Source organism: Thermomonospora umbrina, assembly GCF_003386555.1.
GTDB lineage: Bacteria > Actinomycetota > Actinomycetes > Streptosporangiales > Streptosporangiaceae > Thermomonospora > Thermomonospora umbrina.
The window spans coordinates 3,422,270-3,446,982 of the sequence record NZ_QTTT01000001.1 but is presented as its reverse complement, the minus strand read 5'-3'; the positions used below and the strand labels follow the sequence as shown (position 1 = coordinate 3,446,982).

The 24,713-nt window shown below is 72.0% G+C and carries 23 protein-coding genes and 1 riboswitch; of the genes, 14 read left to right on the top strand and 9 right to left on the bottom strand.

Translation table 11 applies throughout. The features are described 5' to 3' along the window. Positions 1–76: 76 nt before the first annotated feature. A complete protein-coding gene (locus DFJ69_RS15365) occupies positions 77–946 on the bottom strand; it encodes a hypothetical protein (RefSeq protein WP_147312315.1) in 870 nt (289 codons plus the stop codon). 295 nt (positions 947–1,241) lie between these two features. Between DFJ69_RS15365 and DFJ69_RS15360 the strand changes: the two genes are divergently transcribed. The 5 genes from DFJ69_RS15360 to DFJ69_RS15340 all read left to right on the top strand — a co-directional run bounded on the left by DFJ69_RS15360 (position 1,242) and on the right by DFJ69_RS15340 (position 6,326). Next, a complete protein-coding gene (locus tag DFJ69_RS15360; protein WP_281275853.1) occupies positions 1,242–2,279 on the top strand; it encodes an ABC transporter ATP-binding protein in 1,038 nt (345 codons plus the stop codon). 81 nt (positions 2,280–2,360) lie between these two features. Beyond that, positions 2,361–3,716 carry an ABC transporter substrate-binding protein gene (locus tag DFJ69_RS15355; protein WP_116023122.1) on the top strand — a complete coding sequence of 452 codons (1,356 nt, stop codon included), beginning with the start codon at positions 2,361–2,363 and terminating at the stop codon, positions 3,714–3,716. Then, on the top strand, positions 3,713–4,564 hold the full coding sequence (locus DFJ69_RS15350; protein ID WP_116023121.1) for a metallophosphoesterase: 852 nt from the start codon (positions 3,713–3,715) through the stop codon (positions 4,562–4,564). The genes DFJ69_RS15355 and DFJ69_RS15350 overlap by 4 nt, the downstream gene beginning before the upstream one ends. Next, entirely contained in the window at positions 4,558–5,526 is a 969-nt protein-coding gene (locus tag DFJ69_RS15345; protein ID WP_116023120.1) for a carbohydrate ABC transporter permease, read from the top strand. The genes DFJ69_RS15350 and DFJ69_RS15345 overlap by 7 nt, the downstream gene beginning before the upstream one ends. Beyond that, a complete protein-coding gene (locus DFJ69_RS15340) occupies positions 5,523–6,326 on the top strand; it encodes a carbohydrate ABC transporter permease (RefSeq protein WP_116023119.1) in 804 nt (267 codons plus the stop codon). The genes DFJ69_RS15345 and DFJ69_RS15340 overlap by 4 nt, the downstream gene beginning before the upstream one ends. On the opposite strand, the gene DFJ69_RS15335 is transcribed toward DFJ69_RS15340, so the two are convergent. The 3 genes from DFJ69_RS15335 to DFJ69_RS15325 all read right to left on the bottom strand — a co-directional run bounded on the left by DFJ69_RS15335 (position 6,312) and on the right by DFJ69_RS15325 (position 13,942). Next, complete coding sequence (locus tag DFJ69_RS15335) at positions 6,312–7,211, bottom strand: LysR family transcriptional regulator (RefSeq protein ID WP_116023118.1); 900 nt, start codon at positions 7,209–7,211, stop codon at positions 6,312–6,314. The two genes, DFJ69_RS15340 and DFJ69_RS15335, sit on opposite strands and share 15 nt — an antisense overlap. A gap of 78 nt (positions 7,212–7,289) precedes the next feature. Then, the gene (locus tag DFJ69_RS15330) at positions 7,290–9,662 is read right to left on the bottom strand and encodes a SpoIIE family protein phosphatase (protein WP_116023117.1); all 2,373 of its coding nucleotides are present in this window, start codon (positions 9,660–9,662) and stop codon (positions 7,290–7,292) included. Further along, positions 9,647–13,942, bottom strand: a complete 4,296-nt coding sequence (locus tag DFJ69_RS15325) for a HAMP domain-containing protein (protein ID WP_116023116.1) — start codon at positions 13,940–13,942, stop codon at positions 9,647–9,649. The genes DFJ69_RS15330 and DFJ69_RS15325 overlap by 16 nt, the downstream gene beginning before the upstream one ends. Before the next feature lie 394 nt (positions 13,943–14,336). Here DFJ69_RS15325 and DFJ69_RS15320 point away from each other — a divergent pair, with 394 nt between their 5' ends. The 4 genes from DFJ69_RS15320 (at position 14,337) to DFJ69_RS15315 (ending at position 15,582) form a co-directional block, all read left to right on the top strand. Then, entirely contained in the window at positions 14,337–14,678 is a 342-nt protein-coding gene (locus DFJ69_RS15320; RefSeq protein WP_116023115.1) for a PadR family transcriptional regulator, read from the top strand. A 110-nt stretch (positions 14,679–14,788) separates the two neighbouring features. Then, positions 14,789–14,911, top strand: coding sequence for a hypothetical protein (locus DFJ69_RS36170; RefSeq protein ID WP_281275852.1), 123 nt, complete (start codon positions 14,789–14,791; stop codon positions 14,909–14,911). Further along, entirely contained in the window at positions 14,905–15,060 is a 156-nt protein-coding gene (locus DFJ69_RS34305) for a hypothetical protein (protein WP_170177665.1), read from the top strand. The genes DFJ69_RS36170 and DFJ69_RS34305 overlap by 7 nt, the downstream gene beginning before the upstream one ends. 195 nt (positions 15,061–15,255) lie before the next feature. Further along, complete coding sequence (locus tag DFJ69_RS15315; RefSeq protein WP_147312314.1) at positions 15,256–15,582, top strand: hypothetical protein; 327 nt, start codon at positions 15,256–15,258, stop codon at positions 15,580–15,582. 4 nt (positions 15,583–15,586) lie between these two features. On the opposite strand, the gene DFJ69_RS15310 is transcribed toward DFJ69_RS15315, so the two are convergent. Next, positions 15,587–17,563, bottom strand: a complete 1,977-nt coding sequence (locus tag DFJ69_RS15310; protein ID WP_170177664.1) for a serine/threonine-protein kinase — start codon at positions 17,561–17,563, stop codon at positions 15,587–15,589. A 165-nt stretch (positions 17,564–17,728) separates the two neighbouring features. Next, a complete protein-coding gene (locus DFJ69_RS15305; protein ID WP_116023112.1) occupies positions 17,729–18,652 on the bottom strand; it encodes an NAD-dependent epimerase/dehydratase family protein in 924 nt (307 codons plus the stop codon). A 72-nt stretch (positions 18,653–18,724) separates the two neighbouring features. Here DFJ69_RS15305 and DFJ69_RS15300 point away from each other — a divergent pair, with 72 nt between their 5' ends. After that, complete coding sequence (locus tag DFJ69_RS15300) at positions 18,725–19,693, top strand: GlxA family transcriptional regulator (RefSeq protein WP_116023111.1); 969 nt, start codon at positions 18,725–18,727, stop codon at positions 19,691–19,693. A 41-nt stretch (positions 19,694–19,734) separates the two neighbouring features. On the opposite strand, the gene DFJ69_RS34300 is transcribed toward DFJ69_RS15300, so the two are convergent. Beyond that, entirely contained in the window at positions 19,735–19,878 is a 144-nt protein-coding gene (locus tag DFJ69_RS34300; RefSeq protein ID WP_170177663.1) for a hypothetical protein, read from the bottom strand. A 110-nt stretch (positions 19,879–19,988) separates the two neighbouring features. Between DFJ69_RS34300 and DFJ69_RS15295 the strand changes: the two genes are divergently transcribed. Beyond that, entirely contained in the window at positions 19,989–20,801 is an 813-nt protein-coding gene (locus tag DFJ69_RS15295; RefSeq protein WP_245974404.1) for a group II truncated hemoglobin, read from the top strand. Between the two features lie 197 nt (positions 20,802–20,998). On the opposite strand, the gene DFJ69_RS15285 is transcribed toward DFJ69_RS15295, so the two are convergent. After that, positions 20,999–21,598, bottom strand: coding sequence for a superoxide dismutase (locus tag DFJ69_RS15285; RefSeq protein WP_116023109.1), 600 nt, complete (start codon positions 21,596–21,598; stop codon positions 20,999–21,001). Positions 21,599–22,094: 496 nt separating this feature from the next. Here DFJ69_RS15285 and DFJ69_RS15280 point away from each other — a divergent pair, with 496 nt between their 5' ends. Continuing rightward, positions 22,095–22,964, top strand: a complete 870-nt coding sequence (locus DFJ69_RS15280; RefSeq protein ID WP_245974403.1) for a polysaccharide deacetylase family protein — start codon at positions 22,095–22,097, stop codon at positions 22,962–22,964. A 17-nt stretch (positions 22,965–22,981) separates the two neighbouring features. Here the strand turns inward: DFJ69_RS15280 and DFJ69_RS15275 are convergent, their stop codons facing one another. Next, a complete protein-coding gene (locus DFJ69_RS15275) occupies positions 22,982–23,365 on the bottom strand; it encodes an ArsR/SmtB family transcription factor (RefSeq protein ID WP_116026652.1) in 384 nt (127 codons plus the stop codon). 54 nt (positions 23,366–23,419) lie between these two features. Then, positions 23,420–23,631, top strand: a riboswitch (cobalamin riboswitch). Between the two features lie 24 nt (positions 23,632–23,655). Between DFJ69_RS15275 and DFJ69_RS15270 the strand changes: the two genes are divergently transcribed. Both DFJ69_RS15270 and DFJ69_RS15265 read left to right on the top strand, forming a co-directional pair. Further along, the gene (locus DFJ69_RS15270; RefSeq protein ID WP_245974402.1) at positions 23,656–24,339 is read left to right on the top strand and encodes an energy-coupling factor ABC transporter permease; all 684 of its coding nucleotides are present in this window, start codon (positions 23,656–23,658) and stop codon (positions 24,337–24,339) included. Next, complete coding sequence (locus DFJ69_RS15265) at positions 24,336–24,710, top strand: energy-coupling factor ABC transporter substrate-binding protein (RefSeq protein WP_245974401.1); 375 nt, start codon at positions 24,336–24,338, stop codon at positions 24,708–24,710. Before DFJ69_RS15270 ends, DFJ69_RS15265 begins: the two co-directional genes overlap by 4 nt. Positions 24,711–24,713 lie beyond the last annotated feature (3 nt).

Below are 24,713 nucleotides of genomic sequence, written 5' to 3'. Positions count from 1 at the left end.
TCCAGCTCCCCAAGGGCATGTCCAGATCACCGCACGGGCGACATGCGTCCGACCCTGTGCGGTGGTGACGGAAAACTCAGGCGAAAAGGTCCTCGGCCGACGCGACCGTGGCGGCCCGCACCAGCCAGGCGTCGAGCTGCTCCACGTCCCGGCAGCCTTGCACGCGGTCGCGCGCCTCCGTGCTCGCCTCGATGCCCCGCGCACCGAGCACGGTGAAAATCGCCTCGGCCTTGCCCTCGGCCTTGCCCTCGGCCTTGCCCCCGCTTTTGATGCCTCGGACGAACGGGCTCTCGTGGATGGGAGTGTTGTGCATGAGGGCCTCCAGGCTCCTACTGGCAGCTTCTGGCATCACCACGTAGACGTACTCATAGTAACGCTCCGACTCGGCGACGCTGTCTTGCGCGATCCGGCCGGCGGCGTCCCTCACTGCGGTGATCACCTGCTCGGCGGTGTCGCCGGTGCTGTGGAACATCGCCGAGAGCACGCCGAGGGCGGGTTCGGCGGCGATGGCCTCAGGGTCCGTCATCACCGGCACATGCTCGGGCTGGAGAACGAGCGGCCTCAGGCGGTGGCCGGGGTGGCCGCTGTCGATCGGCTGTGCGCACCACTGGGCGACCCTCGCGTTGGGTGCGATCACCAGGAGGGCGACCGGGCACTCCCTCCTGGCTCGGAGGGTGTGGATGTAGAGGGGCCACGTGAATCGCTTGCGCGGGTCCTCGCGGAGCTGGATCTCGACCACCACCCCGACGGTGATGTCGGGTCCTTCCAGTAAGACGGCGGCGTCGCCGGTGAACTCGGTGGTCTTCAGGTCGGTGAACGACTCGGAGACGTCGGTGGCGGACTTGATCTCGGGCAGCTCGACACCGCAGCCCTCGATCAGCCCGGCGGCCAGCAGCGGCTCCCAGCGGAACAGCTCGGCCACGACGTCATGTATCTGTGTTGGCACATGAGGGAAACTATCCGCACTGACAACGCTACGGCGGGCTATTGACGGAATTGGTCGGGCGGCGAGCGAAGGCATCGGCGAGGGTTGGGCATCGCACTGGCGCGATTGGGTTCCACAATGGCGGTATGCCCTGATCTGCCTGTATTCGCGCAGGTCAGGGTGCTCACGGTGGGCTCGGTTCGCTGATCGGGGACATCCGGGGTTCACCGGGTGGACACGGGGTGCTGTTGGGCTTCGCGGTGTGAGCCGGATTCGATTGCAAGGGCTGACCCGCCGGTTCGGTGCGGTCGCCGCCGTGGACGATGTGTGGTTGGACGTCGCCGACGGCGAGTTCCTCGTGCTGCTCGGGCCGAGCGGGTGCGGCAAGTCCACGTTGCTGCGCATGATCGCCGGGCTGTTGGAGCCGAGTGGTGGGCGGGTGCTGCTCGATGAGGAGGACATCACGCACGTTCCCCCGCAGCGGCGGGACCTGGCGATGGTGTTCCAGGGTTACGCGCTGTATCCGCATCTGTCGGTGGCCCGCAACATCGGGTTTCCGCTGCGCGCCCGGGGGAGGCCGAAGGTCGAGATCCGGGCCGAGGTCGCGAAGGTCGCCGAGATGCTCGGGCTGACCGGGCTCCTCGATCGCAAGCCCAGGGAGTTGTCCGGGGGGCAGCGGCAGCGCGTGGCGTTGGGCAGGGCGCTGGTGCGCGAGCCCGGGGCGTTCCTGATGGACGAGCCGCTGTCCAACCTCGACGCCACGTTGCGGGCCACGACGCGGGCCGAGATCGTCGCGCTGCACCGGTCGTTGGCGGCCACCGTCGTGTACGTCACCCACGACCAGGTCGAGGCGATGACCATGGCCACCAGGATCGTGCTGCTGAACGAGGGCCGGGTGGAGCAGGCGGGCAGCCCGGCCGAGGTCTACGACGCGCCGGCGTCGGTGTTCGTCGCGCGGTTCCTCGGCTCTCCCCCGATGAACCTCGTGGACACCGTCCTGAACGGCGACGGGGTCGCGCGCGGCGATGACCTGGAGCTTCCCCTCGGGCTCGGCGAAGGGGTCCCCGAACGTCCCGTGACGTTGGGCTTTCGTCCGGAGCACCTCACGATCGTGCCGAACGAGCGGGCCGGCCTGCGGGGCGTCGTCATCGCCGTGGAGAACCTCGGCGGTGAGGAGATCGCCCACTGCGAGGTGGGGGCCGCCCGGATCTGCGTGCGCGGTCCCCGTCCCCTCGGGCTCGTCGCCGGCGAGCGTGTGGGGCTTTCCGCGAGGCCCGAGCACCTGCACCTCTTCGATCCCGACAGCGGACGAAGGCTTGCCTGGCGCCCTGCGGCCGTCACCACCAACGCCTGACGACGAACGACCGAGAACATCCAGGCCGCCCGATCAAAAGTCCCCCCGCCATGGAGGCGGAGGCACACAAAGGATTCACCGATGAGAAGATCACTGTCCGCCGCCCTGGTGCCGCTGCTCGCCCTCACCGCCGCCTGTGGGTTGGGCGCCGACGCCGGGACCGGGAACGAGCCCGTGACCCGTGTCCCCGAACTCGCCGAGGGCCAGAAGGTCTCGATCGTTCTGGAGAGCTACAACTTCGGCCAGGCCGGCCCCTGGACGGACACGTTCAATGAGTTGATCGCCGCCTTCCAGAAGGCCCACCCGAACATCAAGGTCACCCCTCAGAAGCCGCAGGGCAACAGCGCCAACCCCGCCACCGACACGGTCTCCAGCCTCCAGGCCCAACTCGCCACCGGCAACCCGCCGGACGTCGCCCAGATCGGCTTCAGCGACCTGGACTTCACGGTGAACAAGCTCAAAGCCCTCCCCCTCGACGACCTCGTAGGCAAGGAAGAGGTCACCAAGAACTTCCAAGGGGCCAAGCACCCCTACGCCGCCACCGCCCGAACGCTCGGGGACTGGAACGGCAAGACGTACGGAGTGCCGTTCGTCCTCTCGACACCCGTGCTGTTCTACAACGCCGACCTGTTCGAGAAGGCGGGGCTCGATCCCGCCAAGCCGCCCACGACCTGGGCCGAGGTGAAGACCGCCGCCCAGGCCATCAAGAAGAAGGGCGAGGACGGCGTCTACGTGGACTGTCTGACCAAGGCCGCCAAGGACTGGTGCTTCCAGGCGATCGCGCTGTCCAACGGCGGCCGGGTGATCTCCGACGACCGCACCCGGCTGACGTTCGCGGAGCCGCCCGTGACGGAGGCCGTGCGCACCATGCAGGACCTGGTGACCTCCGGCGTGATGCCCAACCGCACGCAGATGCAGGCCGTCGAGGCGTTCTCCCGGGGAGAACTCGGCATGCTCCTGGAGTCGAGCTCGGTGCAGGGCCAGTTCGTGAAGGCGGCGGCCGGGAAATGGGAGCTGGGCGCGGCGGCGATGCCGGGGTTCGCGGGCAAGCCGGTCGCGCCCACCAACTCGGGCGCCGCGCTGTTCGTCTTCGCGAAGGACCGGGCCAAGCGTCGGGCCGCCTGGGAGCTGATCAGGTTCCTCACCAACGAGCAGAGCTACACCACGATCGCTACCAAGATCGGGTACCTGCCGTTGCGCACCGGCCTGGTCGGCGACCCGGCGGGGCTCAAGCCCTGGGCCGACCGGAACCCCCTGCTCAAGCCCAACCTGGAGCAGCTCGCGAGGATGCGCCCGTGGGTGTCGATGCCCGGCGGCGACTACCTCCAGATGCGCGACGGGATGATGTCGGCCGTGGAGAGCGCCGTCTTCCAGGGCGCCGACGTCGACGCCACCCTCAAGGCCAAGCAGAACGAACTGGCGAGGCTGCTGCCGTGACCGGACCCGATCTGACGTTCGTCCAGCTCACCGACACCCACATCGTGCCCGAGGGCGAACGGATGCACGGCCTCGTCGACACGGCCGCGAACCTCGGCGCCGCGCTCGACATGATCGAGGAGTCCGGTCTCCCCGTCGCGGCGCTGCTGCTCACCGGCGACCTCACCGACGACGGCTCGCCCCTCGCCTACCGGCGGCTGCGCGACCTCGTGGAGCCGGTCGCGCGGAGGATCGGCGCCGAGGTCTGGTACACGATGGGCAACCACGACCAACGCGCCGCCTTCCGCACCGAACTGCTCGGCGAGGACCCCGCGCGGAACGGCCCGTACGACACGGTGCGGATGCTCGACGGGCTGCGAACCGTGATCCTGGACAGCACCGAGCCCGGCAAGCACGACGGTCACCTCTCCGAACCACAACTGGAGTGGCTCCGAGACGTCCTCGCCACGCCCGCCCCCCGGGGCACGATCCTGGTGTGCCATCACCCGCCCGTTCCCTCCCCGGTCCCCACCGTCAACCTGCTGCGGCTGCGGGGGGCGAAACGGCTGGCCGAGGTGATCAGGGGCGGTGACGTCCGGCTCGTGGTGACCGGTCACGCGCACCACGCGGCGTGCGGCGCGGTGGCGGGCGTGCCGGTCTGGGTGGGGCCCGCGCTCGCCTACGGCCTGGCCGCCGTGCCGCCGAAGGGCAGGCTGCGGGCCGCCGCCGACGCCTCCTTCAGCCGCATCGACGTGTTCGGCGGTGACGTGGTGGTGACGGCCGTTCCGCTCTCGCGGGCCGAGCAGGTGTACGACGTGGCGGAGACCGAACGGGTGCGGTACATCGAGAGCGTGGCCGGGCCATGGTGACGGGCGCGTTCGTCGAGGTCGCGCCGCCGCGTCCGTTCGACGGGATCGCGGCGACGCGGCCCGCCCCGACGCGGCCCGCCCTGACGCGGCGGCTGATGCGGGCGGCTCCGCCGTACCTCTATCTCGCACCCGCGCTGATCCTGCTCGTGGTGTGGACGTATTGGCCGCTGGCGCAGACGTTCCATTTGTCGTTCCACTCCTGGGACCTGTTGCCGACGTCACCGCTCACCTCCGCCGGGACGGCCAATTACGAGCGGCTGCTGACGACGCCGGCGCTGGGTCGATCGGTCGGGCGGACGTTCGTCGTGATCGCCGGGATGCTGCCGTTCACCGTGGTGGTCCCCCTCGTGGTCGGGCTGCTGACGCGCGGGGTGCGCGGCCGGACGGGCGCGGCGTACCGGGGGATGGTGTTCGCTCCCATGCTCATCGCGCCGGTCGCGGGAGCGGTGGCCTGGATGTTCCTGCTCGATCCCGGCGCGGGCGCGGTGAACGCCGTGCTGCGCACCGACGTCAACTGGCTGAACGACACCGCGACGGCACAGTGGGCGATCATCGTGATCGCCGGGTGGCATCTCGTCGGGTTCGCCGTGCTCGTGGTCTCGGCGGGGCTGGCCAGCATCGACCCCGAGTACGCGGCGGCGGCGCGGGTGGACGGCGCGTCGCGGGGCCAGATCACCCGGTGGATCACGCTGCCGCTGTTGTCGCCGACCTTGGCGTTCCTGGTGCTGATGACCGTGCTGCTGTCGGCGCAGTGGACGTTCCCGCTGATCGACACGCTGACGCAGGGCGGGCCGTCGGGATCGACGACCACCGTCTATTACCTGCTGTGGGAGTACGGGTTCCGCAGCCATGACGCGGGGCTCACGGCCGCCGCCGGGATGCTGTTCTTCGTGGGCTTCATGCTGCCGGCGGCGGTGCTGGTGCGCCTGGCCGACCGGACGGCGCGGGAGGAGGGCGCATGAGGCTCCGTCGGGCCGCCGGGCACGCGGTGCTCGCACTGCTCAGTCTCGCCTGTCTCTTCCCGATCTACTGGCTGTACGCGACCTCGCTGCGGACGCCCGGGGACGTTCACGACCAGTCGCCGGTGCCGTGGCCGTTGTCGCTGGAGAACTACCGTCAGGCGTTCGCCAAGAACGACGTCGCGGAGATGCTGCTGAACACGGCGACCATCGCCGTGGTCAGCGCGATCGGCCAACTGCTGGTCGCCCTGCTGGCCGCGTACGCCATGGCCGCCTGGCGGTTTCGCGGCCGGCGGCTCGCGCACCTGTTGTTCGTGGGCACCTGGCTGGTGCCGTTCCAGGTCACGATGCTGCCGAACTACGCGCTGCTGGTCCGACTGGGTCTGCTGGAGACGCTGGCCGGGGTGATCGTCCCGACGTTGTGCTCGGCGCTGGGCGTCCTGCTGCTCCGCGAGCACATGATGAACTTTCCGAAGGAGCTGCTCGACGCGGCCAGGATGGACGGGCGCTCGTCGTGGGGCACGCTGTGGACGGTCGTGGTCCCGTCGCTGCGGCCGGCGCTCGCCGCGCTGGGCATCCTGCTGTTCATCAACGCGTGGAACGAGTACTTCTGGCCCGCCCTGGTGATGCAACGGTCGAACGCGGTGATCCAGTTGGGCCTGCGCAGCTTCATGGGCACCGAGGGCAACGACTGGGGGCCGCTGATGGCCACGGCGGGGCTGGCCGGTCTGCCGGTGCTCGCGCTGTACGTGGTCCTGCAACGGCACATCGTGAACGCGTTCGTCAGGTCAGGGCTGAAGTGACCCGGGCTCGGGCAGACAGCGCAGGAATGCCGCCACCAGGGGCTCGTGATCGGCGTTCCACACCGCGTACAGGTCCAGGATCGGCACGGGGTCGTACAGCCGCACCGCCGTGGTGCGCGGACCCCCGGCCGTGCCCGCCAGCCGGCCGCGCACCGCGGAGGCGAACCCGACCACCGGCCGGACCGCGGCGATGATCGCCGTGGCGCCCGGGTCGTCCACCTCCTCGGCCACGTTCAGCTCGATGCCGCTGGTGCGCGCCGCCGACTGGATCGCGTCGTACATCGCCGACGACTGGTCCCGGTGGAACAGGATGCAGGTCTCCTCGTCCAGCGCCCGGAACGGCACCTCGGCCCGGCCCGCCCAGCGATGCGCCATCCCGACGACCGCCACCAGCGGCACCCGCATCAACGGCCGGCTGCGCAGCCCTCGCGTGGTGGGCCGCCCGTACACCATGGCGACGTCCAGCCGGCCGTCGGCGAGCGCGGCCAACTGCGGGCCGGTCCTCAGCTCGACCATCTCCACGTCGGCGCCCGGATGACGGGTGTTGAACCGGGCCAGCGTGCCGGGCAGCACCCGTTGACCGGCGGGAAGGTTGTAGCCCACGCGGACCGTGCCCAGGCGGCCCGCCGCCGCGGTCCTGGCCGCCTCCCCGGCCCGTTCCACCCGCGCCATGATGTCCTCGGCCCGCTCACGGAACACCCGGCCGGCGGCGGTCAGCCGTACCTCGTGCGAGGTCCTGGCCACCAGTTCCACGCCGATCGAGCGCTCCAGCCGTTGCAGGTGCTGACTCAGCGTGGGCTGGGAGACGTGCAGCCGCGCGGCGGCCCTTCCGAAATGCAGCTCGTCGGCAAGGGCGAGGAACGACACGACATGACGCAGGTCCACGCCGGCACGCTAACCCGGAGCGGCGAGCAACCGGTGAACACGCCGGGGCCCTCGGCGTAACGTCCCGCCCGCCCCGGCCTACGGGAGCTGGACGCCCACCAGGCAGGTGTCGTCGTCGGTGTCGGCGTTGCTGTTGTTGAGCATCGTGTCGAGGCGCTGCTCCAGGGTCGCGGACGCGGTCCCGGCGTTGACGAGGAGGTGCTCCATCGACTCCTGCATGGAGGTGTCGCGGCGTTCGACCAGGCCGTCGGTGAACATGAGGAGGACGTCGCCGGACCGCAGGGACAGCTCCGCCTCCTCGTAGTCGGCGTCGGCGAGGGCGCCGAGCAGCAGACCGCCGACCATCGGGAGGAGGGTCGCCTCATCGCCGCGCACCAGCACCGGCGGCAGATGCCCGGCCCTGGCCCACCGCAGGGTGCCGGCGGACGGGTCGTACAGGGCGCACAGGGCCGTCGCGGTGACGTTGTCGGTCAGGTGGTGGGCGACCTGGTTCAGCCAGGTGAGGAGCTGGGCGGGGCCCGCGCCCGTCGTGGCCAGGCCGCGCAGCGCGTTGCGGAGGACGACCATGTCGGTGGCCGCCTCGATGCCGTGACCCGCGACGTCGCCGACGCACAGCAGGACCTGCTTGGACGGCAGCACCACCGCGTCGTACCAGTCGCCGCCGACCAGGTGGTCCTTCTCGGCGGGCCGGTAGCGGGTGGCGACGCGCAGGCCGAGCGCGTTGATGGGCGCCCGCGCCGGCGGCATGATCGCCTCTTGGAGCTGACGCGCCAGCCGGTTGCGCTCGGCGGCCTGCTGCTCGGTGTGCGCGAGCCGGTCACGGGTCGCCGCCAGCGCGACCTCCGTCCAGTGCTGGGCGGAGATGTCCTGGTAGGCGCCCCGGACCGCCTGCAGATGACCGTGGGGGTCCAGCACCGGTTCGGCGACCACCCGCATGTGGCGGGTGATCCCGTCCCCGCGCAGCAGCCGGAACGCCGCCGACGCCGGACGATGCCGGTACAGCACGCTGCGGAGGAACCGGCCGATGACGGCGTCGTCGTCGGGATGGGCGTGATCCGGGAGCCGCCGCAGCGGAACGGGGTCGGCGCCCTCCTCCAGCCCGTAGAGGGCGAACAGCTCGGGGTTCCAGGCGACCTGGCCGGTGAGCGTCTCCTCCTCGAAGCCGCCGATGCGGACCAGGCGCTGGGCGTGCTGGAGGAGCCGCGCCAGCCGGGCGGTCTCGTCCTCGATCCGCCAGATCAGCAGGATCCCCGCGCCGACGCGGCTCACGCTGAGGTCGGCGACACCCGCCAGCGGCACCTGGCCGACCAGGGCGGTGAGGGTCATCCGCTCGGCGCGGAACGCCTCGCCGGTGGCGTACACGCGCTCGACGATCTCGAAGAGCCCGCGCTCCCCGGCGGCGAGCGGGTACGACTCCAGCAGCAGCGCCCCGTCGAGCGCGCCCCGGGGACGCCCGGCCGGGTCCACGAACCGGGTGTTGGCGTGCTGGATCCGGAAGTCGGTGAGCCGCCCGCCGTCGTCCAGCCGGGGCCGCAGCACCAGCGCCGGGTCGTGCAGGCCGTCGGCCAGGTCGACCAGCTCGAGCACCTCGCGCCCGGCCGAGACCGCCGACACCGCCGGGACGTCGGGCGACGCGTCACGGGTCTCCAGGGTGTGCGCGCACAGCTCCGCGAGCGCCTCGATCTGCCGTTCGACCTGCGGCGGCTGCGGCTCCAGCTCCTCCGGCCAGCAGATCTCCAGCACCCCGAGGATCCGCCCGCCGGTGCCCGCGGGGACCGCCACCCGGCCGCCGAACGGGAAGTCGCCGTGGCCGATCGACGGCAGGCCCGACAGGTCGAGCCGGGGATACCACTGGGGCGCGCGCTCCGCGAGGGCGCTGCGCGCCGGCGTCACCACGCCGGGCGGCACGTACCGCCAACGCGCCGGCTCCCCGGTGGAGAACCCGGCCGCGCCCACGAGGGTCAGCGACGAGTCGTGCCCGGCCGACCAGACCGCGACGGCCTTCGCGCCCAAGGGGGCCAACGCGTGCTCCAGCAGCGAGTCGGCCACCGACTGCGCGTCGGCGGCGGCCAGCGCGCCCGCCTCGGCGGTGCGCAGCCGGACCGTGACCGAGGAGCCCGCGTCCGCGTCCCCCGGCCGGGTGCCGGCCAGGAGGTCGCGGGCGGCCTCGGTGAGGCGGTCCTGCGCCGCCTGGTCGATGATCTCCGCGGCCAGCTCCAGCGGGGACCGGCCGGACTCGCCGGCCAGGGCCTCGAGCTGCCGGGCCGCCTCGGCCGGCCCGCAGCGCAGCCGCTCCACCAGCACCCCCTTGGCGAGGGCGATCAGGGCCCGGCCGTCGGCCGCCGCCTGGGCCTTCTCGATCTCGGCCCGCAGCCGCCGGACGGTGTCGGCCAGCCGGCCCACCCGGTCCGCGTCGCCGGGCGGGCCCTCTCCGCTCAGTCGTCCAGCCATCGATCGATGCACGCCATCAGGTCGTCGGTGTCCAGGGGCTTGGTGACATAGTCGTTGGCCCCCGACGCCAGGCTCTTGTCCTGGTCGCCGGGCATGGCCTTGGCGGTGACCATGATGATCGGCAGGTCGGCGTGGCCGGGCATCTCCCGGATCGCGGCGGTCGCCTCATAGCCGTCCATCTCCGGCATCATCACATCCATCAGGATCAGGTCGACCTCCGGGTGGGTGGTGAGGGCCTCGATGCCCGCGCGCCCGTTCTCCGCGTGCAGGACCCGCATGCCGTGCAGCTCCAGGATGCTGCTGATCGCGTACACGTTGCGGGAGTCGTCGTCGACGACCAGCACCGTGCGCCCCGCCGCCGTGTCGTCCGCCGAACGCGCCGGCGCCTCGACCGCCCCCTCCGGACGGACGAGCGGGAGGACGTGGCCCGGGGTGTCCGCCGACAGGTGCAGGGTGATCCGCTCCCGCAGCTCGTCGAGCCCGGACAGCAGCTCCAGCGGGCGGTCCTGGGCGCGGGCCTGCAGCCTCCGTTCGCGGGCGGCGTCGAGCCGCAGCCCGCTGTGGCCGAGCACCGCGACATGGCGCAGCGCCGCGTCGCCGTCCATCGCCTCGAGGAACGTCTCGGCCTCGCCGCCGGGCAGGTCGAGCTGGAGGACCACGCAGTGGCACGCCTCGGCGGCCAGCGCCGCCGCCGCCTCGTGCGCGCCGACGGCGGTGACGACCTCGATGGCGCCGTGCCCGTCGGCCGCGTCGCCGCCCTCGCCGAGGGACGCCACGGCGCTCTCGGCGACCAGGGACAGCAGCCCGCGCGGCCGTTCCTCGATCACCAGCAGCCGGCGGCGTCGGGGCGGCGCGGCGGCGGGCGCGGGCGTGATCGCCCCGGCCTCCCCCTTCTCCACGACCGCCGGCGCCGCCGGGGCCGCCGGGGCGGTCTGCTCGTTCGCGAAGTCGGGCCGCGCCACCGGCAGGTAGAGGGTGAAGGTGCTGCCCTCGCCGAGGACGCTGTCGGCGACGATGGCCCCGCCGAGCAGGTGGGCGATCTCCCGGCTGATGGACAGCCCGAGGCCGGTGCCGCCGTACTTGCGGCTGGTGGTGCCGTCCGCCTGCTGGAAGGCGCCGAAGATGGTCTCCAACTGGTGCTCGCCGATGCCGACGCCGGTGTCCTTCACATGGAACGCGATGGCCTGGCCGTGCGCGCGGACCGCGGGCGGCAACGCGGCGGGCTCGGCGGGCTCGATCCGCAGCTCCACACCGCCGGTCTCGGTGAACTTGACCGCGTTCGACAGGAGGTTGCGCAGGATCTGCCGCAGCCGCGAGTCGTCGGTGAGCAGGTCGACCGGCAGGCCCTCGGCGGTGACGATCCGGAAGCCCAGGCTCTTCTGCGAGGTCAGCGGCCGGAACGTGGCGTCCACGTAGTCCAGCAGGCGGCGCAGCCGGACCCGTTCGGGGGCCACGTCCATCTTGCCCGCCTCGACCTTGGACAGGTCCAGGATGTCGTTGATCAACTGCAGCAGGTCCGAGCCCGCCGAGTGGATGATCCCGGCGTACTCCACCTGCTTGGGGGTCAGGTTGCGGGTCGGGTTCTGGGCCAGGAGCTGGGCGAGGATGAGCAGGCTGTTGAGCGGGGTGCGCAGCTCGTGGCTCATGTTCGCCAGGAACTCCGACTTGTACTTCGACGCCAGCGAGAGCTGCTGCGCGCGGGCCTCCAGCTCCTGCCGGGCCTGCTCGATCTCCAGGTTCTTGGCCTCGATGTCGCGGTTCTGGGTGGCCAGCAGCGCCGCCTTCTCCTCCAGCTCGGCGTTGGAGAGCTGCAGCTCCTCCTGCCGGACCTGCAGCTCCTCGGACCGGGCCTGCAGCTCCCCGGCGAGCCGCTGCGACTCCTCCAGCAGCTCGTCGGTGCGGGCGTTGGCGATGATCGTGTTCACGTTGACGCCGATGGTCGGCATCAACTGCTCGAGGAAGTCGAGCTGGACGGGGGTGAACCGGCGCACCGAGGCGAGCTCGATCACTCCCAGCACCTGGTCCTCCACCACGATCGGCAGCACCGCCAAGCCGATCGGGGTGCTCTGCCCCAATCCGGAGCTGATGTTCACGTAGCCGGGCGGGACGTCGTCCACCAGGATCGTCTGCCGGGCCCGCGCGGCCTGCCCGACCAGCGACCGCCCGAGCCGGAACCGAGCGGGCCCGGTGCCCTCCTCGGGCAGGCCGTAGGACCCGACCAGGTCCAGCACCGTGCCGTCCGCGCTCTCCCCGGCGAGGTAGAACGCGCCGTACTGGGCGCCGACCAGCGGGGTCAGCTCGTCCATGATGAGGGCGGCGACGGCGGCGAGGTCGCGGTGGCCCTGCATGAGGCTCGCGACGCGGGCCAGGTTGGTCTTGAGCCAGTCCTGGTCCTGGTTGGCGCTGGTGGTCTCGCGCAGCGAGCGCACCATGGCGTTGATGTTGTCCTTCAGCTCGCTGACCTCGCCGGAGGCGTCCACGGTGATGGAACGGGTCAGGTCGCCCTCCGCCACGGCGCTGGTGACCTCGGCGATGGCGCGGACCTGCCGGGTGAGGTTGCCGGCCAGCTCGTTGACGTTCTCGGTCAGTCGCTTCCAGGTGCCGGAGACACCCTCGACCTCGGCCTGACCGCCGAGCCGGCCCTGGCTGCCGACCTCGCGGGCGACCCGGGTGACCTCGGCGGCGAACGAGGACAACTGGTCCACCATCGTGTTGATGGTGGTCTTCAGCGCCAGGATCTCCCCGCGCGCGTCCACGTCGATCTTCTTGGTCAGGTCGCCCTGCGCCACGGCCGTCGTCACCTGGGCGATGTTCCGCACCTGGTTGGTCAGGTTGCCGGCCATGGAGTTGACGTTGTCGGTGAGGTCCTTCCAGGTGCCGGCCACGTTGGGCACGCGCGCCTGACCGCCGAGCATCCCCTCGGTGCCGACCTCGCGGGCCACCCGCGTCACCTCGTCGGCGAACGCCGACAGCGTGTCGACCATGGTGTTGATGACCTCGGCGAGCGCGGCGACCTCGCCCTTGGCCTCGACGGTGATCTTCTGGGACAGGTCGCCGCGCGCGACGGCGGTGGCGACCTGCGTGATGGACCGCACCTGGCCGGTGAGGTTGGAGGCCATCACGTTGACGTTGTCGGTGAGGTCCTTCCACGTGCCGGAGACCCCGCGCACCGTGGCCTGGCCGCCGAGGTTGCCCTCGGTGCCGACCTCGCGGGCCACCCGCGTCACCTCGTCGGCGAACGCGGACAACTGGTCCACCATCGTGTTGATGGTCTCCTTCAGCTCCGCGATCTCGCCCCGGGCGTCCACGCGGATCTTCTGGGTGAGGTCGCCGCGCGCGACGGCGGTGGTCACGTCGGCGATGGAGCGGACCTGCGCGGTGAGGTTGTCGGCCATGACGTTGACCGATTCGGTGAGGTCCTTCCACGTGCCGGACACGCCCTTGACGTCGGCCTGCCCGCCCAACCGCCCCTCGCTGCCCACTTCACGCGCGACCCTCGTGACCTCGTCGGCGAACGAGGACAACTGATCGACCATCGTGTTGACGGTGTTCTTCAACTCCAGGATCTCGCCGCGCGCGTCCACGGTGATCTTCTGCGACAGGTCGCCGCGCGCCACCGCCGTGGTGACCTGCGCGATGTTGCGGACCTGGTCGGTGAGGTTGCCCGCCATGAAGTTGACGGACTCGGTGAGGTCCTTCCACGTGCCGGACACGCCCTTGACGTCGGCCTGACCGCCGAGCCGTCCCTCGCTGCCCACCTCGCGCGCGACCCTCGTGACCTCGTCGGCGAACGAGGACAACTGATCCACCATCGTGTTGACGGTGTTCTTCAACTCCAGGAACTCGCCCCCGGCGTCCACGGTGATCTTCTGCGACAGGTCGCCGCGCGCCACCGCCGTCGTCACCTGGGCGACGTTGCGGACCTGGTCGGTGAGGTTGCCCGCCATGAAGTTGACGGACTCGGTGAGGTCCTTCCACGTGCCGGAGACCCCGTGGACCTCGGCCTGACCGCCCAAGCGTCCCTCGGTCCCGACCTCGCGGGCCACCCGGGTCACCTCGGAGGTGAACAGCGAGAGCTGGTCCACCATGCCGTTGAACACCGTGGAGATCTCGCCCATCAAGCCGTCGGCCGCGTCGGGCAGCCGGGTGCCGAAGTCGCCGTCGCGAACGGCGGTCAGGCCGTCCAGCAACAGCCGGAGCTCCGGCTCCCCGATCCCCTCGGCGCGCCTCCGCGTCCCGCTCCCGGTCGAACTCGACCGCGGTGCCGTGGCGTCACCCATGTCACCCACCCCTCAGGCTCGAGTGCCTCACGAAACGCCCCCTCCACGGCCGCGACGGTCGGCCGGGACCCGGAATTGTTTACATACTGCAAGCATCCGGGCGAGGTGAGGTTATCTCACCCGGGAGCACAGACGGGCACGTTCCAACCCAGACGCACCAGATGACCCACAAGTCACCACGCACGGTGATCGGGCCCGCCGCCCGCGTACCTCCTGCTGCTCTCCGCGCCCATCGGCGGGGCGCCGGTGCCCGTCGTCATGGCCGTCCACCCGGCCCGGCTCGACGCCCTGCCGCCGGAGGCGCCGGGCGCCATGCGCTCCGGGGGTGCGCCTCGGCGCATTCGTGACCGTGCGCAGGTTGCGCATCTTCCGACGTCCGATATATGAAGTCCTTATGGGTAAGGCAATGCAGGAGCCCACCTTCCTGATCCTCACCGCGCTGGCCGAACGGCCCCAGCACGGCTACGGCATCATCGGCGACGTCGACCGCATCTCCGAGGGCCGGGTCCGGCTGCGCGCCGGGACCCTGTACGCGGCGCTCGATCGGCTCCAGTCCGAGGGCCTCGTCGAGGCCGACCACGAGGAGGTCGTGGACGGCCGGCTCCGCCGCTACTACAAACTGACGGGCGCGGGCGCCGAACGCCTCGCGGAGGAGGCGGAACGGATGCGGGTCAACGCCGAGACCGCGGCCGCCCGGCTCGCCCCGCGTCGCCGCCTCGCCGGCGGAACGGCGTGAGCACGCCCGAACACCGGTACCGCCGACTGCTGCGCCTCTAACCGCCCGGCCACCGCCGCGTCCTGCTGCGGCTCCACCCGCCCGGTCACCACCGCGTCCACGAGGACGAGATGCCGGCCGTGCCGCTGACGGCCGCCGCGCCCGGCAGGCGATACGCCGCCGCGCGGGACGCGCTCGACCTCGTCCGGGGCGGTGCTGATCCGGACCCGACGGCGACGCCCTCGCCGTGGTGACCCTGATCGTGCCGCTGCTCATGCTGGGCGCGGCGGCCAACGGCGTGATGTTCGTAATGCTCGAAGGGCCGAGCCTCGCGCCACGGATCCATGCCGTCGGCAACACCGCGTGGCATCGGGTGGGCGCTGGTGGTCCTTGGCCGCAGTGACCGGGGCCCGCGGCGCGGCGGCCGTCCTCGCCTCCGCCTTTTCGCTGATGCCGCTGTTCCTCGTCGTCATGGTCGACCCCTCCGGCGGGGGTGTGACCGATGCGGCCCTGACGCTGCCGGGCGTCACTGCGGCCGTGGCGCCGGCCCCGGCACGGCGCCCGGGTCCTCGGCCGGCGCGGCATCGTGCTCGCCGGCGTGGCTGGCGTGTACCTGGCCGCCGTCAACGTGGCCGTTCCCCGGCTCAGGCTGATCAACGGAAACGGGCACCTGACCCTGCTGGCGCTGAGCGCGGTCCCGTTCCTCCTGCTCGCCGTGGTGCCGCCGGGCGGTGCGCTGCTGGCGCGGACCGCCGTGGCGCTCGCCCCGGTCCTGGCCGGGGACGTCGCGGCGATGGCGAAGGCCCGGCTGATCGTCGGCCTCTGCGTCTACGGCCCGGCGATGCCGTGCGCGGCCGCCGTGTCGGTCCTGCTCGTTCTCGCTCTCCGGGCGCGGACGTCCACCGTTTCCGAACGGGTCCGCTGACCGGTCAGCGGCTCGGCGGGGTCTCCTCGTGTTCCGGCCGTGGGGGCTGCTCGGGCTGCGGCCGTCGGGGGCGGACGCGGGCGAGCGCGGCGATCAGACGGCCGACCAACTCGGGGACCCGGCTCACGGGTGTGGCGGTGATGATGAGGACGCCGAGGCCCATCAACAAGAGCAGGAGCGGGACGGCGCCCCACGGGGTCAGGGCCGCTTTCAGGGGACCGGCGACCAGGTAGCCGAGGATGCCGCCCGCGTCCTTGGACTTCTCGGCGTACCGGTCGGGGTCGGGTGTGCCGGCGGTGACGTGGATCGCGGCGATCAGGGCGAGGGCCAGGATGGAGCCGCCCAGGGCCCACCGCCTGTTCTCCTCGCGGCGTTCGGGATGTCGGAAGGTCCGCCCGGCCAGCACGAACGCCAGCGCGGGGAGCAGCACCGCGCACACGCCGAAGAGACCCTCGAAGGGATCGGCCAACCGGTCGGCGGTGTCGCCGTTCGTCCACAGGATGGGGATGCCGAGGAGCCCGGCCAGCACCAGCGACAGGCCCACGCCGTCGCGGCGGAGCGCGGGGTCGTCGCCGAGCCCGGCGCGCCCGGGAGCGCGGAACAACCGGCCGGTGACCGACGCGAGGGCCCGCCAGACGGCGGTCGCGGCCTGACCGCGCGACGGCCCGGCGACCGGGACCGCCTGCGGACCGTCCTGCGGCCGACGAGGACCGGGGAGCCCCATCCCCGACTGCGGGAGACCGGAGCCGGGCGCAGGGTGTCCAGGGCCGGGCGCAGGGTGCCCGGGGGCGGGCGCAGGGTGCCCGGGGGCGGGCGACGGACCGCCGCCAGCCGCGGGTTGGCCCGCACCGGGCACCGGTTGACCCGGACCTGGCGCGGGTTGGCCCGAACCGGGCCCAGGATGACCCAGACCTGGCCCGGGTTGGCCCGGAGCTGGCGCAGGATGGCCCGGAGCTGGCGCGGGATGGCCGGGGTCGGGGGCCTGTTGCGGGAGGCCGGCGTCGGGCGGGAGGCCGCCACCGGGCGCGGGCCGGCCGGGGTCGGGCACCGGATGGCCCGGGCCCTGCTGCGGGAGGCCGGGCGGCGGGGCCGGCGGGGGCAGGGGGTCGCGCGCCGGCTCGACCAGGGTGCGCCCCTCGGACGCGGTGGGGGCGGGCGCGGCGGTGAGGGACCGGAGGCCGGCGAGGACGTCGGCCATGGCGGGCCGGTCGGCCGGGTCCTTGGCCAGCAGCCGCAGCACCAGACGTTCCAGGTCGGCCGGGATGCCCGCGCGAAGGGAGCCGGGCCGGGGCGGCTGCTCGGTCAGATGCTGGTTCATGTACGCGCCCACCGAGGGGCCGGTGAACGGCGGCTGACCGGTGAGCAGGGCGTACAGGGTGCAGCCGAAGGAGTACAGGTCGGTGCGGGCGTCGGCGCGACCGCCCTGGAACTGCTCGGGCGCGGTGAACGGAGGGGTGCCGACGATGATGCCCGTCTGGGTCAGCCTCGGCGAGGCCGCGTCGGCGAGGCGCGCAACGCCGAAGTCGCAGATCTTCACGCCGCCCTCGGCCAGCTCCATGAGGTTGGCGGGCTTGATGTCGCGGTGCACCACGCCCTTGCGGTGGGCGTGGGCCAGGGCCTCGGCCACCCCGAGGGCCAGCGCGGTCGCCCGGGCCGGCGGCAGGCCCTGCGGGTTGTCGACGAGCACGGCCAGGAAGTCGCGGCCGTGCAGCAGCTCCATCACGAAGAAGGGGTGGCCGTCGTGGTCGCCCATGTCGTGGACGACGGTGATGCCGGGATGCTGCAACGAGGCCGCCGCCCGGGCCTCGCGGCGCAACCGTTGGATCAGCTCCTGGTTGGTGCCCAGGTTCGACAGCACGATCTTGACGGCGACCCGACGGTCGAGGTTGAGGTCGTCGGCCTCCCAGACCTCGCCCATCCCGCCTTGACCGAGCCGCCGGACCAGCCGGTACTTGCCGTCGAGTACCGCTCCAGGCTCCACAGCACCGCCTTCCCCCGGTCGGACCCTACCGGGACACAGCAGCCGAATGACATCCGTCCCTGGTAGGACGCTCCGGGAGCATCCGCGCGTTCCCCCCATGACGCATCGCACGGAAACCGTTCTCTGCGCGGTGGCCGCACCGCGGCCACCGCGCCTCCCGAAGGGTCAGACGGACAGGGGCGCCCCGGCCATCTCGGTCAGGGCGTCGTCCAGCGATGTGGGCTTGAGCCCGAGGATCCGTTCGGCGTCGGTGGAGTCGACCCGGCAGGGCCGGTCGTACAGGTAGAGCATCTCCGCCACCTCGGCCAGGAACGGGTTCTCGGCGGCGAAGGCGGAGAACTCGTCGTCCGTCATGGCCTCCACGCGCGGTGCGGGCGAGTCGGTGACCTCCGCCAGCCTGACCGCCACCTCGCGCACGGACGCCTCCGACGCGCTGGGCACGTGCCATGCGCGTCCCCACGAGCGGTCGTCCAACGCGGCGGCGGCGAGGGCCCGGGCCACGTCACCGGTGTACGACCAGGCGTGGGGCACGGCCACCGATCCCGGGTAGACGGCGGGCTCCCCGGCGAGCACCGACGCGGTCACCAGAAAGTTGAACAGCGACCCGGCCCCGGCCCCCACGAAGTCGCTTGCCCGGACCTCGGTGACCCGCGCCCGGCCCGCTTCGTGAGCGGCGAGCGCGTCCTCCCACATCTTGGCCCGCACGCCTCCCTTGGCGGTGGTCGGCCTCATGGGCAGGTCCTCGGTGAACGGGCCGTCCACGGGCCCGTATCCGTAGAGGTTGCCGAGCATGACGTAGCCCGCGCCCGTTCGTTCGGCGGCGGTGAGGACGGACGCGGCCAGCGGCGGCCACAGCTCGGGCCAGCGGTCGTAGGGCGGCATGGCGCAATTGACCAGGGTGTCGGCCCCTCGGGCGAGTTCGGTGAGGCGGTCCGTGTCGCCGGCGTCGGCGGCGACCCGTTCGATCGCCGGATGGTCGGGGCCCGAGCCCCGGCGGCTGACCAGGCGGACGCGGTCACCGGAGTCGGCGAGCAGACGGGCGGTGGCGGTGCCGGTGGTCCCGGCCCCCAAGATCACATGAAGTGCCATGCCCGTCAGCCTGCACAAACGCCCCGAGCCTGCGATAGTGGCCGGAACGCCATACGTCCGGAGGTTCTGGCCATGCACCGGATCGCGGTGGTCGCGGTGCCGCCGGTCATCACGTTCGACCTGTCGATCCCGGAGATGGTCTTCGGGGCCGCGGTGGTGGACGACCGGCCCTGTTACGAGGTGGTCGTCTGCACCGCCGACCCCGGCGTGATCGAGGCCCGGGGGACGCTGCGCGTCGAGGTGCCGTACGGGCTGTCGGCCGTCGACCGGGCCGACACCGTCATCGTGACCGGCACCGGCGCACGCACCGGCGCCGACGCGCGTGTGCTGGACGCTCTGCGTCGGGCGGCGGCGCGGGGCGCCCGGATCGCCTCGATCTGCACCGGCGCGTTCGTGCTGGCGCAGGCCGGGCTGCTGGACGGACGGCGCGCCACGACGTTCTGGGTGCAGTCGGGCGCGCTGGCGAGCCGGTTCCCGGCGGTGGACGTGCAGCCCGACGTGCTGTTCGTGGAGGACGGGCGGATCCTGACGTCGGCGGGGGCCGCCGCCGGGATCGACCTGTGCCTGCACCTCATCCGCACCGACCAGGGCTCCGCGGTGGCCAACACCGCCGCCCGCCTCACGGTGGTCGCCCCGGTGCGGTACGGCGGCCAGGCGCAGTTCGTCGAGGCCCCGCTCCCCCGCGAGTCCGGGACGTCGCTGGCGGCCACCCGGGCCTGGGCGCTGGAACACCTGGACGAGCCGCTGACCTTGAACGATCTCGCCGCCCAGGCCCGGGTCAGCGTCCGGACCCTCACCCGCCGGTTCCAGGCCGAGACCGGCATCAGCCCGTTGCAGTGGCTGCTGCACCAGCGGATCGAACGGGCCAGAGAACTGCTCGAGGCGACCGACCTCGGCATGGAGCAGGTCGCGCGGCACAGCGGCCTCGGCACCGCCGACTCGCTGCGCCGCCATGTCCTGCGCCGCCTGGGCCTGACACCCACCGCCTACCGCGCGGCCTTCACCCGCCTACCGCCCAAGACCCCTGGCCGCCCGCCCTGACGCGAACGGCCCCGGGCGGGGCGGTCGTCGGCGGTCGTTCGTCAGTGGCGGCGGCGGCCCCGCATCATCCCGCGGACGCGGGCGCGGGTGCGGGGGTCACGGGCGAGCCGCTGGGCTCGGGCTCGGGCCTGGGTTCCCTGGGGGCTGCGCAGCCAGCGCTTGATCTTGTAGATCACAGAGGCCACGGTGTCCTCCTCCGGTATGGGGGTCGGGGTTGCCCGCCCTCTACCCGGTCAACGAAAGATCATGACGACTCGTTCCGCTTTTCGGTGTGGTTGTAAGCATGATTACATGATTGCTCGAGTTGATCACCGAGTTCCCGGGACGTGCCTTCATGATCGTCGAGTACCTCCGCTACCGCGTGCCGGGCGACCGGCGCGCGGAGTTCGAGGCGGCCTACGCGCGGGCCGCCGTTCCGCTGGCCGCCGCCCCCCAGTGCGTCGACTACGAGCTGACCCGCAGCACGGACGAGCCGGAGTGCTACGTCCTGCGGATCCGCTGGACCTCGGCCGAAGACCACCTGGGCGGCTTTCGCGGTGGGCCGCACTTCAAAGAGTTCTTCGCCGAGATCTCCCCGTACGTGCAGGCCATCGAGGAGATGCGCCATTACGAGTCGACGGGCGTCCAGGGCACCGGCGCGTCCGTCCCGACCCTGTACGAGTGGGCGGGCGGCGCGGCGGCGTTCGACCGGCTCACCGACGTCTTCTACGCCAAGGTCCGTGAGGACGAACTCGTCGGCCCCCTGTTCGCGCACATGGATCCGGGCCATCCCGCACACGTCGCGCTGTGGCTCGCGGAGGTCTTCGGGGGCCCCGAGCGTTACAGCACCGAACACGGCGGCTATTCGCACATGGTGCGCCGACACCTCGGCCGTTCCATCAGCGAGCCGCAGCGGCGTCGGTGGGTGGGCCTTCTCCTCGACGCCGCCGATGAGGTCGGTCTCCCCGACGATCCCGAGTTCCGCGCCGCCTTCGTGGGCTACCTCGAATGGGGCACCCGCATCGCCCTCGCGAACTCTCAGCCGGACGCCACCCCGCCCCTCACGGCCCCGATGCCGCACTGGGGCTGGGGCGTGGCCCCGCCGTACGTGGCACCCGCCGAAGGGTAAAGAATGATGAGCGGCGCCCACCGGACCGCAAGGGAACGGGTTCTGAGCACGATCCCGGCCCGGAGGGCGCCGCAGCTTGTCGAGCTGAGCACGATCCCGCCATGTCCCCAGGCGAGGGCGCCGCAGCTTGTGGAGTTGAGCACGATCCCGCCGAGCCCCCAGGCGAGGGCGCCGCGGCTTTAAGGGAGGAGCGCCGTTCAGCCCTTGGCGGCGGTGAAGCGGGCGGACACGTCCGTCCAGTTGACGAGCGACCAGAGCTTCTCGACGTAATCGGGACGAACGTTGCGGTACTGCAGATAGTAGGCGTGCTCCCAGGCGTCGAAGACCAGCAGCGGGGTCGCTCCGAGGCCGACGTTGCCGTGATGGTCGTACACCTGCTGGACGATCAGGCGCCGTCCGAGCGGCTCCCAGCCGAGGACGCCCCAGCCGGAGCCCTGGACGGTGGCGGTGGCGGTGGACAACTGCTTGCGGAACGCCTCGAAGGACCCGAAGTGCTCGTCGATCGCCGCGGCCAGCTCGCCGTCAGGGCGGTCGCCGCCGTCCGGCGAGAGGTTGTCCCAGAAGATCGAGTGCAGCACGTGGCCGGACAGGTTGAACGCCAGGGTCTTCTCCAGCCCCACCAGACCGCCGTACTGCTCCTTGTCGCGCGCCTCCTCCAGCCTCTCCAGCGTGTCGTTGGCGCCCTTGACGTAGGCGGCGTGGTGCTTGGCGTGGTGCAGTTCCAGGATCTCCCCGGTGATGGCCGGCTCCAGCGCGGCGTAGTCGTAGGGGAGGTCGGGCAGTGAGTACGTGGCCATGCGAGCCACTATTGCAAACTCTTCGCAGTTGCATCAAGCACGCGTGAGAGTGAGGGCAGCGGCCGTGACGTTGGTGAGGGATCTGCGACCCGGCCCGGCGGCGGGGTCAGCGGACGGCGCGACAGCGCGCACGCGCGAGCGGATCGGCCCCCGTGGCGCACCGCCCGGCGCGGTCGATCGAAACCGGACCGGCCCGCCGGTGTCAACCGGTGACCCCGGCCCGCTGACAAATGTAGGGAATTACTGTAGGCAGGCAGTCACTTCACGCTGCCGATCTCGAGGGTTATGGTCGAATCCCTTGTCCGCCCGGGGCTTTCGCTTCGCCCCCGAGGCCACCGGGCGGCAAGGGGCCCACCCCCCGTTCACGGCGGAGACCCTCGCCTGAGCGACCCCGGGCGTCGTATCCTCGATCGCCACCGTCACCCCATGACCGCGATGGCCGGTTCTGTAAGGAACGGCCGCTTGAATGGGGAAACGCCCGATACCTTTGGGAACCATGGAGTTCAGCGAACCGACCCGTCGCCGGATGTTGCTCACCTTGGGCGGGGCCGGTTTCGCACTGGCGATCGGCTCCGATGCGGCGAGCGACGCCGACGCCCCGCGCCTCGGCAAGCCCGGGGAGGGCGGGGTGCTGGGCCGTGGAGTGGGGAACGGCCCCACGCTGAGCGTGCCGGTGCCCCGGCTCCCGCCCGGGGAGCCGCCGAGCATCGCCCCCGCGATCCTGCCGGGTCACCCCTCCTGGAAGCCGACCCGGGTCCCGGCGCGCAAGGACGCGGTGACCAACCTCAAGCAGCTCGGCCCCGGCCGCCCGCCGCGCACGCTGTCGCTGACCATCGACGACGGGCCGCATCCCGAGTACACCCCGCAGATGCTCGACCTGCTCGCCGAGCACGAGGTCACCGCCACGTTCTTCATCGTGGGCGAGATGGTCCGGGAGTACCCGAAGATCGCCCGACGGATCGCCGACGCGGGCCACCAGATCTGCAACCACACCATGACCCACCCGTCCCCGTTCGACAAGATCGGCGGCCGGCGCATCCACCGGGAGATCGCCGAGGCGCACGCCCGGATCGCCGAGGCCACCGGGGTCGTCCCGAAGTTCTTCCGCTCGCCCGGCGGGGCCTGGTCGAAGCTGGTGTACGAGAAGACGGCCCAGTACGGGATGATCCCGATCGGCTGGGAGGTCGACCCGTCGGACTGGAGCCGCCCGGGTGTCGGCCGCATCCGGCGCACCCTGCTGGAGGCCAAGGCGGGGGCGATCCTGCTCACCCATGACGGCGGGGGCGATCGCTCGCAGACGATCGCGGCGCTCCGCCAGGTGCTGCCCAAGCTGAAGAAGCGCGGGATGACCTTCGTTCCGCTCTGAAGGTCCGAGCCCGCGCCCTACGAACGGGCGGCGGGGCTGACCGTTCCCCCCTCGGCCGCGGCGGCGGCCAGCAGGGGACGGATCCCGGGGTCGCTCAGCCGGTAGCGGACCACCCGGCCGTCGCGGCGCGGCTCCACCACACCCGCCGTGCGCAGGACGCGCAGCGCCTGCGAGACGGCGGTGTCCGACATGCCGGCGGCGGTCGCCAGGTCGGTCACGCTGATCGGTCCGGCCGCGTCGATGGCCAGCAGCAGCGTGAGCCGCCCGGGCTCGGACAGCAGATCGAAGCGCCGCGCCCAGGCGACGACCCGTTCCGGATCCCCGATGGCCGCGATGGCCTCGCAGGCCCGGTGGTCGTCGATGGCGGGACGGTGGGCGCGGTCGGTCGGCACCAGATGCACCTGACCATCGTGCCAGAAGTACATCCCCATACCTGCGCAATCGTGCAGGTATGGCTAGGCTGTCCGCGCCGTGGTGTTCGGGAATTCCGGTGCGATACCGGAGCGGCCCTCGCCACTGTGATCGGGAGATCCCGCCGTTCGTTCCGGACGGGGCGCGTCGCAGGACGCCGCACCCTGACGGAGGCCACTGGGCGTCATGCCTGGGAAGGTCCGAACGGCGGGCCGGACCCGTCAGCCAGGAGACCGGCCACGGCACTTGACCACCGTCCACGAGGTGTTGGAAAGGTCCGGTGTCGCCCGTGCACATCGCCGAGGGCTACCTCCCCGTCTCCCATGCCGTCGCCTGGTCCCTGGCGGCGGCCCCGTTCGTCGTCCACGGAGTCGTGCGGCTCAATCGTCAGGTCACGGACAACCCCGAGGACAAGCTGCTGCTCGGCGCCTCGGGGGCGTTCTGCTTCGTGCTGTCCGCGCTCAAGATCCCGTCCGTCACCGGGAGCTGCTCGCACCCGACCGGCACCGGTCTGGGGGCCATCCTGTTCCGGCCGCCGGTGATGACCGTGCTCGGCACCATCACGCTGGTCTTCCAGGCGTTGCTGCTGGCGCACGGCGGGCTCACCACGCTGGGCGCCAACGCGTTCTCGATGGCCGTCGCCGGCCCGTGGGTCGGTTACGCGGCCTATCTGATGACCCGTCGGTTCGGTCTGCTGCCCGGCGTCTTCGCGGGCGCGTTCGTCGCCGACCTCACCACCTACTGCGTGACGTCCGCGCAACTCGCCCTGGCCTTCCCGGACGCCGAGAGCGGCTTCGCGGGGGCGCTGGCCAAGTTCGGGGGCATCTTCGCCGTCACGCAGATCCCCCTGGCCGTCAGCGAGGGCCTGCTCACCGTCCTGGTCGTCCGTCTGCTCCGCACGTCCGCGGCCGCCGACCTGATCCGTCTCGGCGTCCTGCGCAAGCGCGACGAGGTGCCGGCATGAGCGAGACGAACGCGCCGTCCGAGCGCACCTCGCAAGAGCGGAGAACGGGCATGAAGCGTGGAACGGCCGTCAACCTGGGGATCCTGCTGGTCGTGCTGGCCTTGGCGGTGGCGCCGCTGGCCATGGGCGCCGGCGACGGCAAGGAGGAGCCGTTCACCGGGGCGGACGCGCAGGCGGAGACGGCCATCATCGAGAACGACCCCGGGTACGAGCCGTGGTTCAACCCCCTGTACGAGCCGCCGTCCGGGGAGGTGGAGTCGGCGCTGTTCGCCCTCCAGGCGGCGCTGGGGGCGGGCGTGCTGGGCTACTACTTCGGGGTCGTCCGCACCCGGCGCAAGCTCGCGGCGACCGCCGCGCCGGACGACGACTGAGCG

What these genes read in the sequence shown, in the direction of transcription:
- DFJ69_RS15355 (WP_116023122.1), top strand. Translation starts at nt 2,361, where the DNA reads ATGAGAAGATCACTGTCCGCCGCCCTGGTGCCGCTGCTCGCCCTCACC.
- DFJ69_RS15345 (WP_116023120.1), top strand. Translation starts at nt 4,558, where the DNA reads ATGGTGACGGGCGCGTTCGTCGAGGTCGCGCCGCCGCGTCCGTTCGAC.
- DFJ69_RS15340 (WP_116023119.1), top strand. Translation starts at nt 5,523, where the DNA reads ATGAGGCTCCGTCGGGCCGCCGGGCACGCGGTGCTCGCACTGCTCAGT.
- DFJ69_RS15330 (WP_116023117.1), bottom strand. Translation starts at nt 9,662, where the DNA reads ATGGCTGGACGACTGAGCGGAGAGGGCCCGCCCGGCGACGCGGACCGG.
- DFJ69_RS15325 (WP_116023116.1), bottom strand. Translation starts at nt 13,942, where the DNA reads ATGGGTGACGCCACGGCACCGCGGTCGAGTTCGACCGGGAGCGGGACG.
- DFJ69_RS15320 (WP_116023115.1), top strand. Translation starts at nt 14,337, where the DNA reads ATGGGTAAGGCAATGCAGGAGCCCACCTTCCTGATCCTCACCGCGCTG.
- DFJ69_RS36170 (WP_281275852.1), top strand. Translation starts at nt 14,789, where the DNA reads ATGCCGGCCGTGCCGCTGACGGCCGCCGCGCCCGGCAGGCGATACGCC.
- DFJ69_RS15305 (WP_116023112.1), bottom strand. Translation starts at nt 18,652, where the DNA reads ATGGCACTTCATGTGATCTTGGGGGCCGGGACCACCGGCACCGCCACC.
- DFJ69_RS15300 (WP_116023111.1), top strand. Translation starts at nt 18,725, where the DNA reads ATGCACCGGATCGCGGTGGTCGCGGTGCCGCCGGTCATCACGTTCGAC.
- DFJ69_RS15285 (WP_116023109.1), bottom strand. Translation starts at nt 21,598, where the DNA reads ATGGCCACGTACTCACTGCCCGACCTCCCCTACGACTACGCCGCGCTG.
- DFJ69_RS15280 (WP_245974403.1), top strand. Translation starts at nt 22,095, where the DNA reads ATGGAGTTCAGCGAACCGACCCGTCGCCGGATGTTGCTCACCTTGGGC.
- DFJ69_RS15265 (WP_245974401.1), top strand. Translation starts at nt 24,336, where the DNA reads ATGAGCGAGACGAACGCGCCGTCCGAGCGCACCTCGCAAGAGCGGAGA.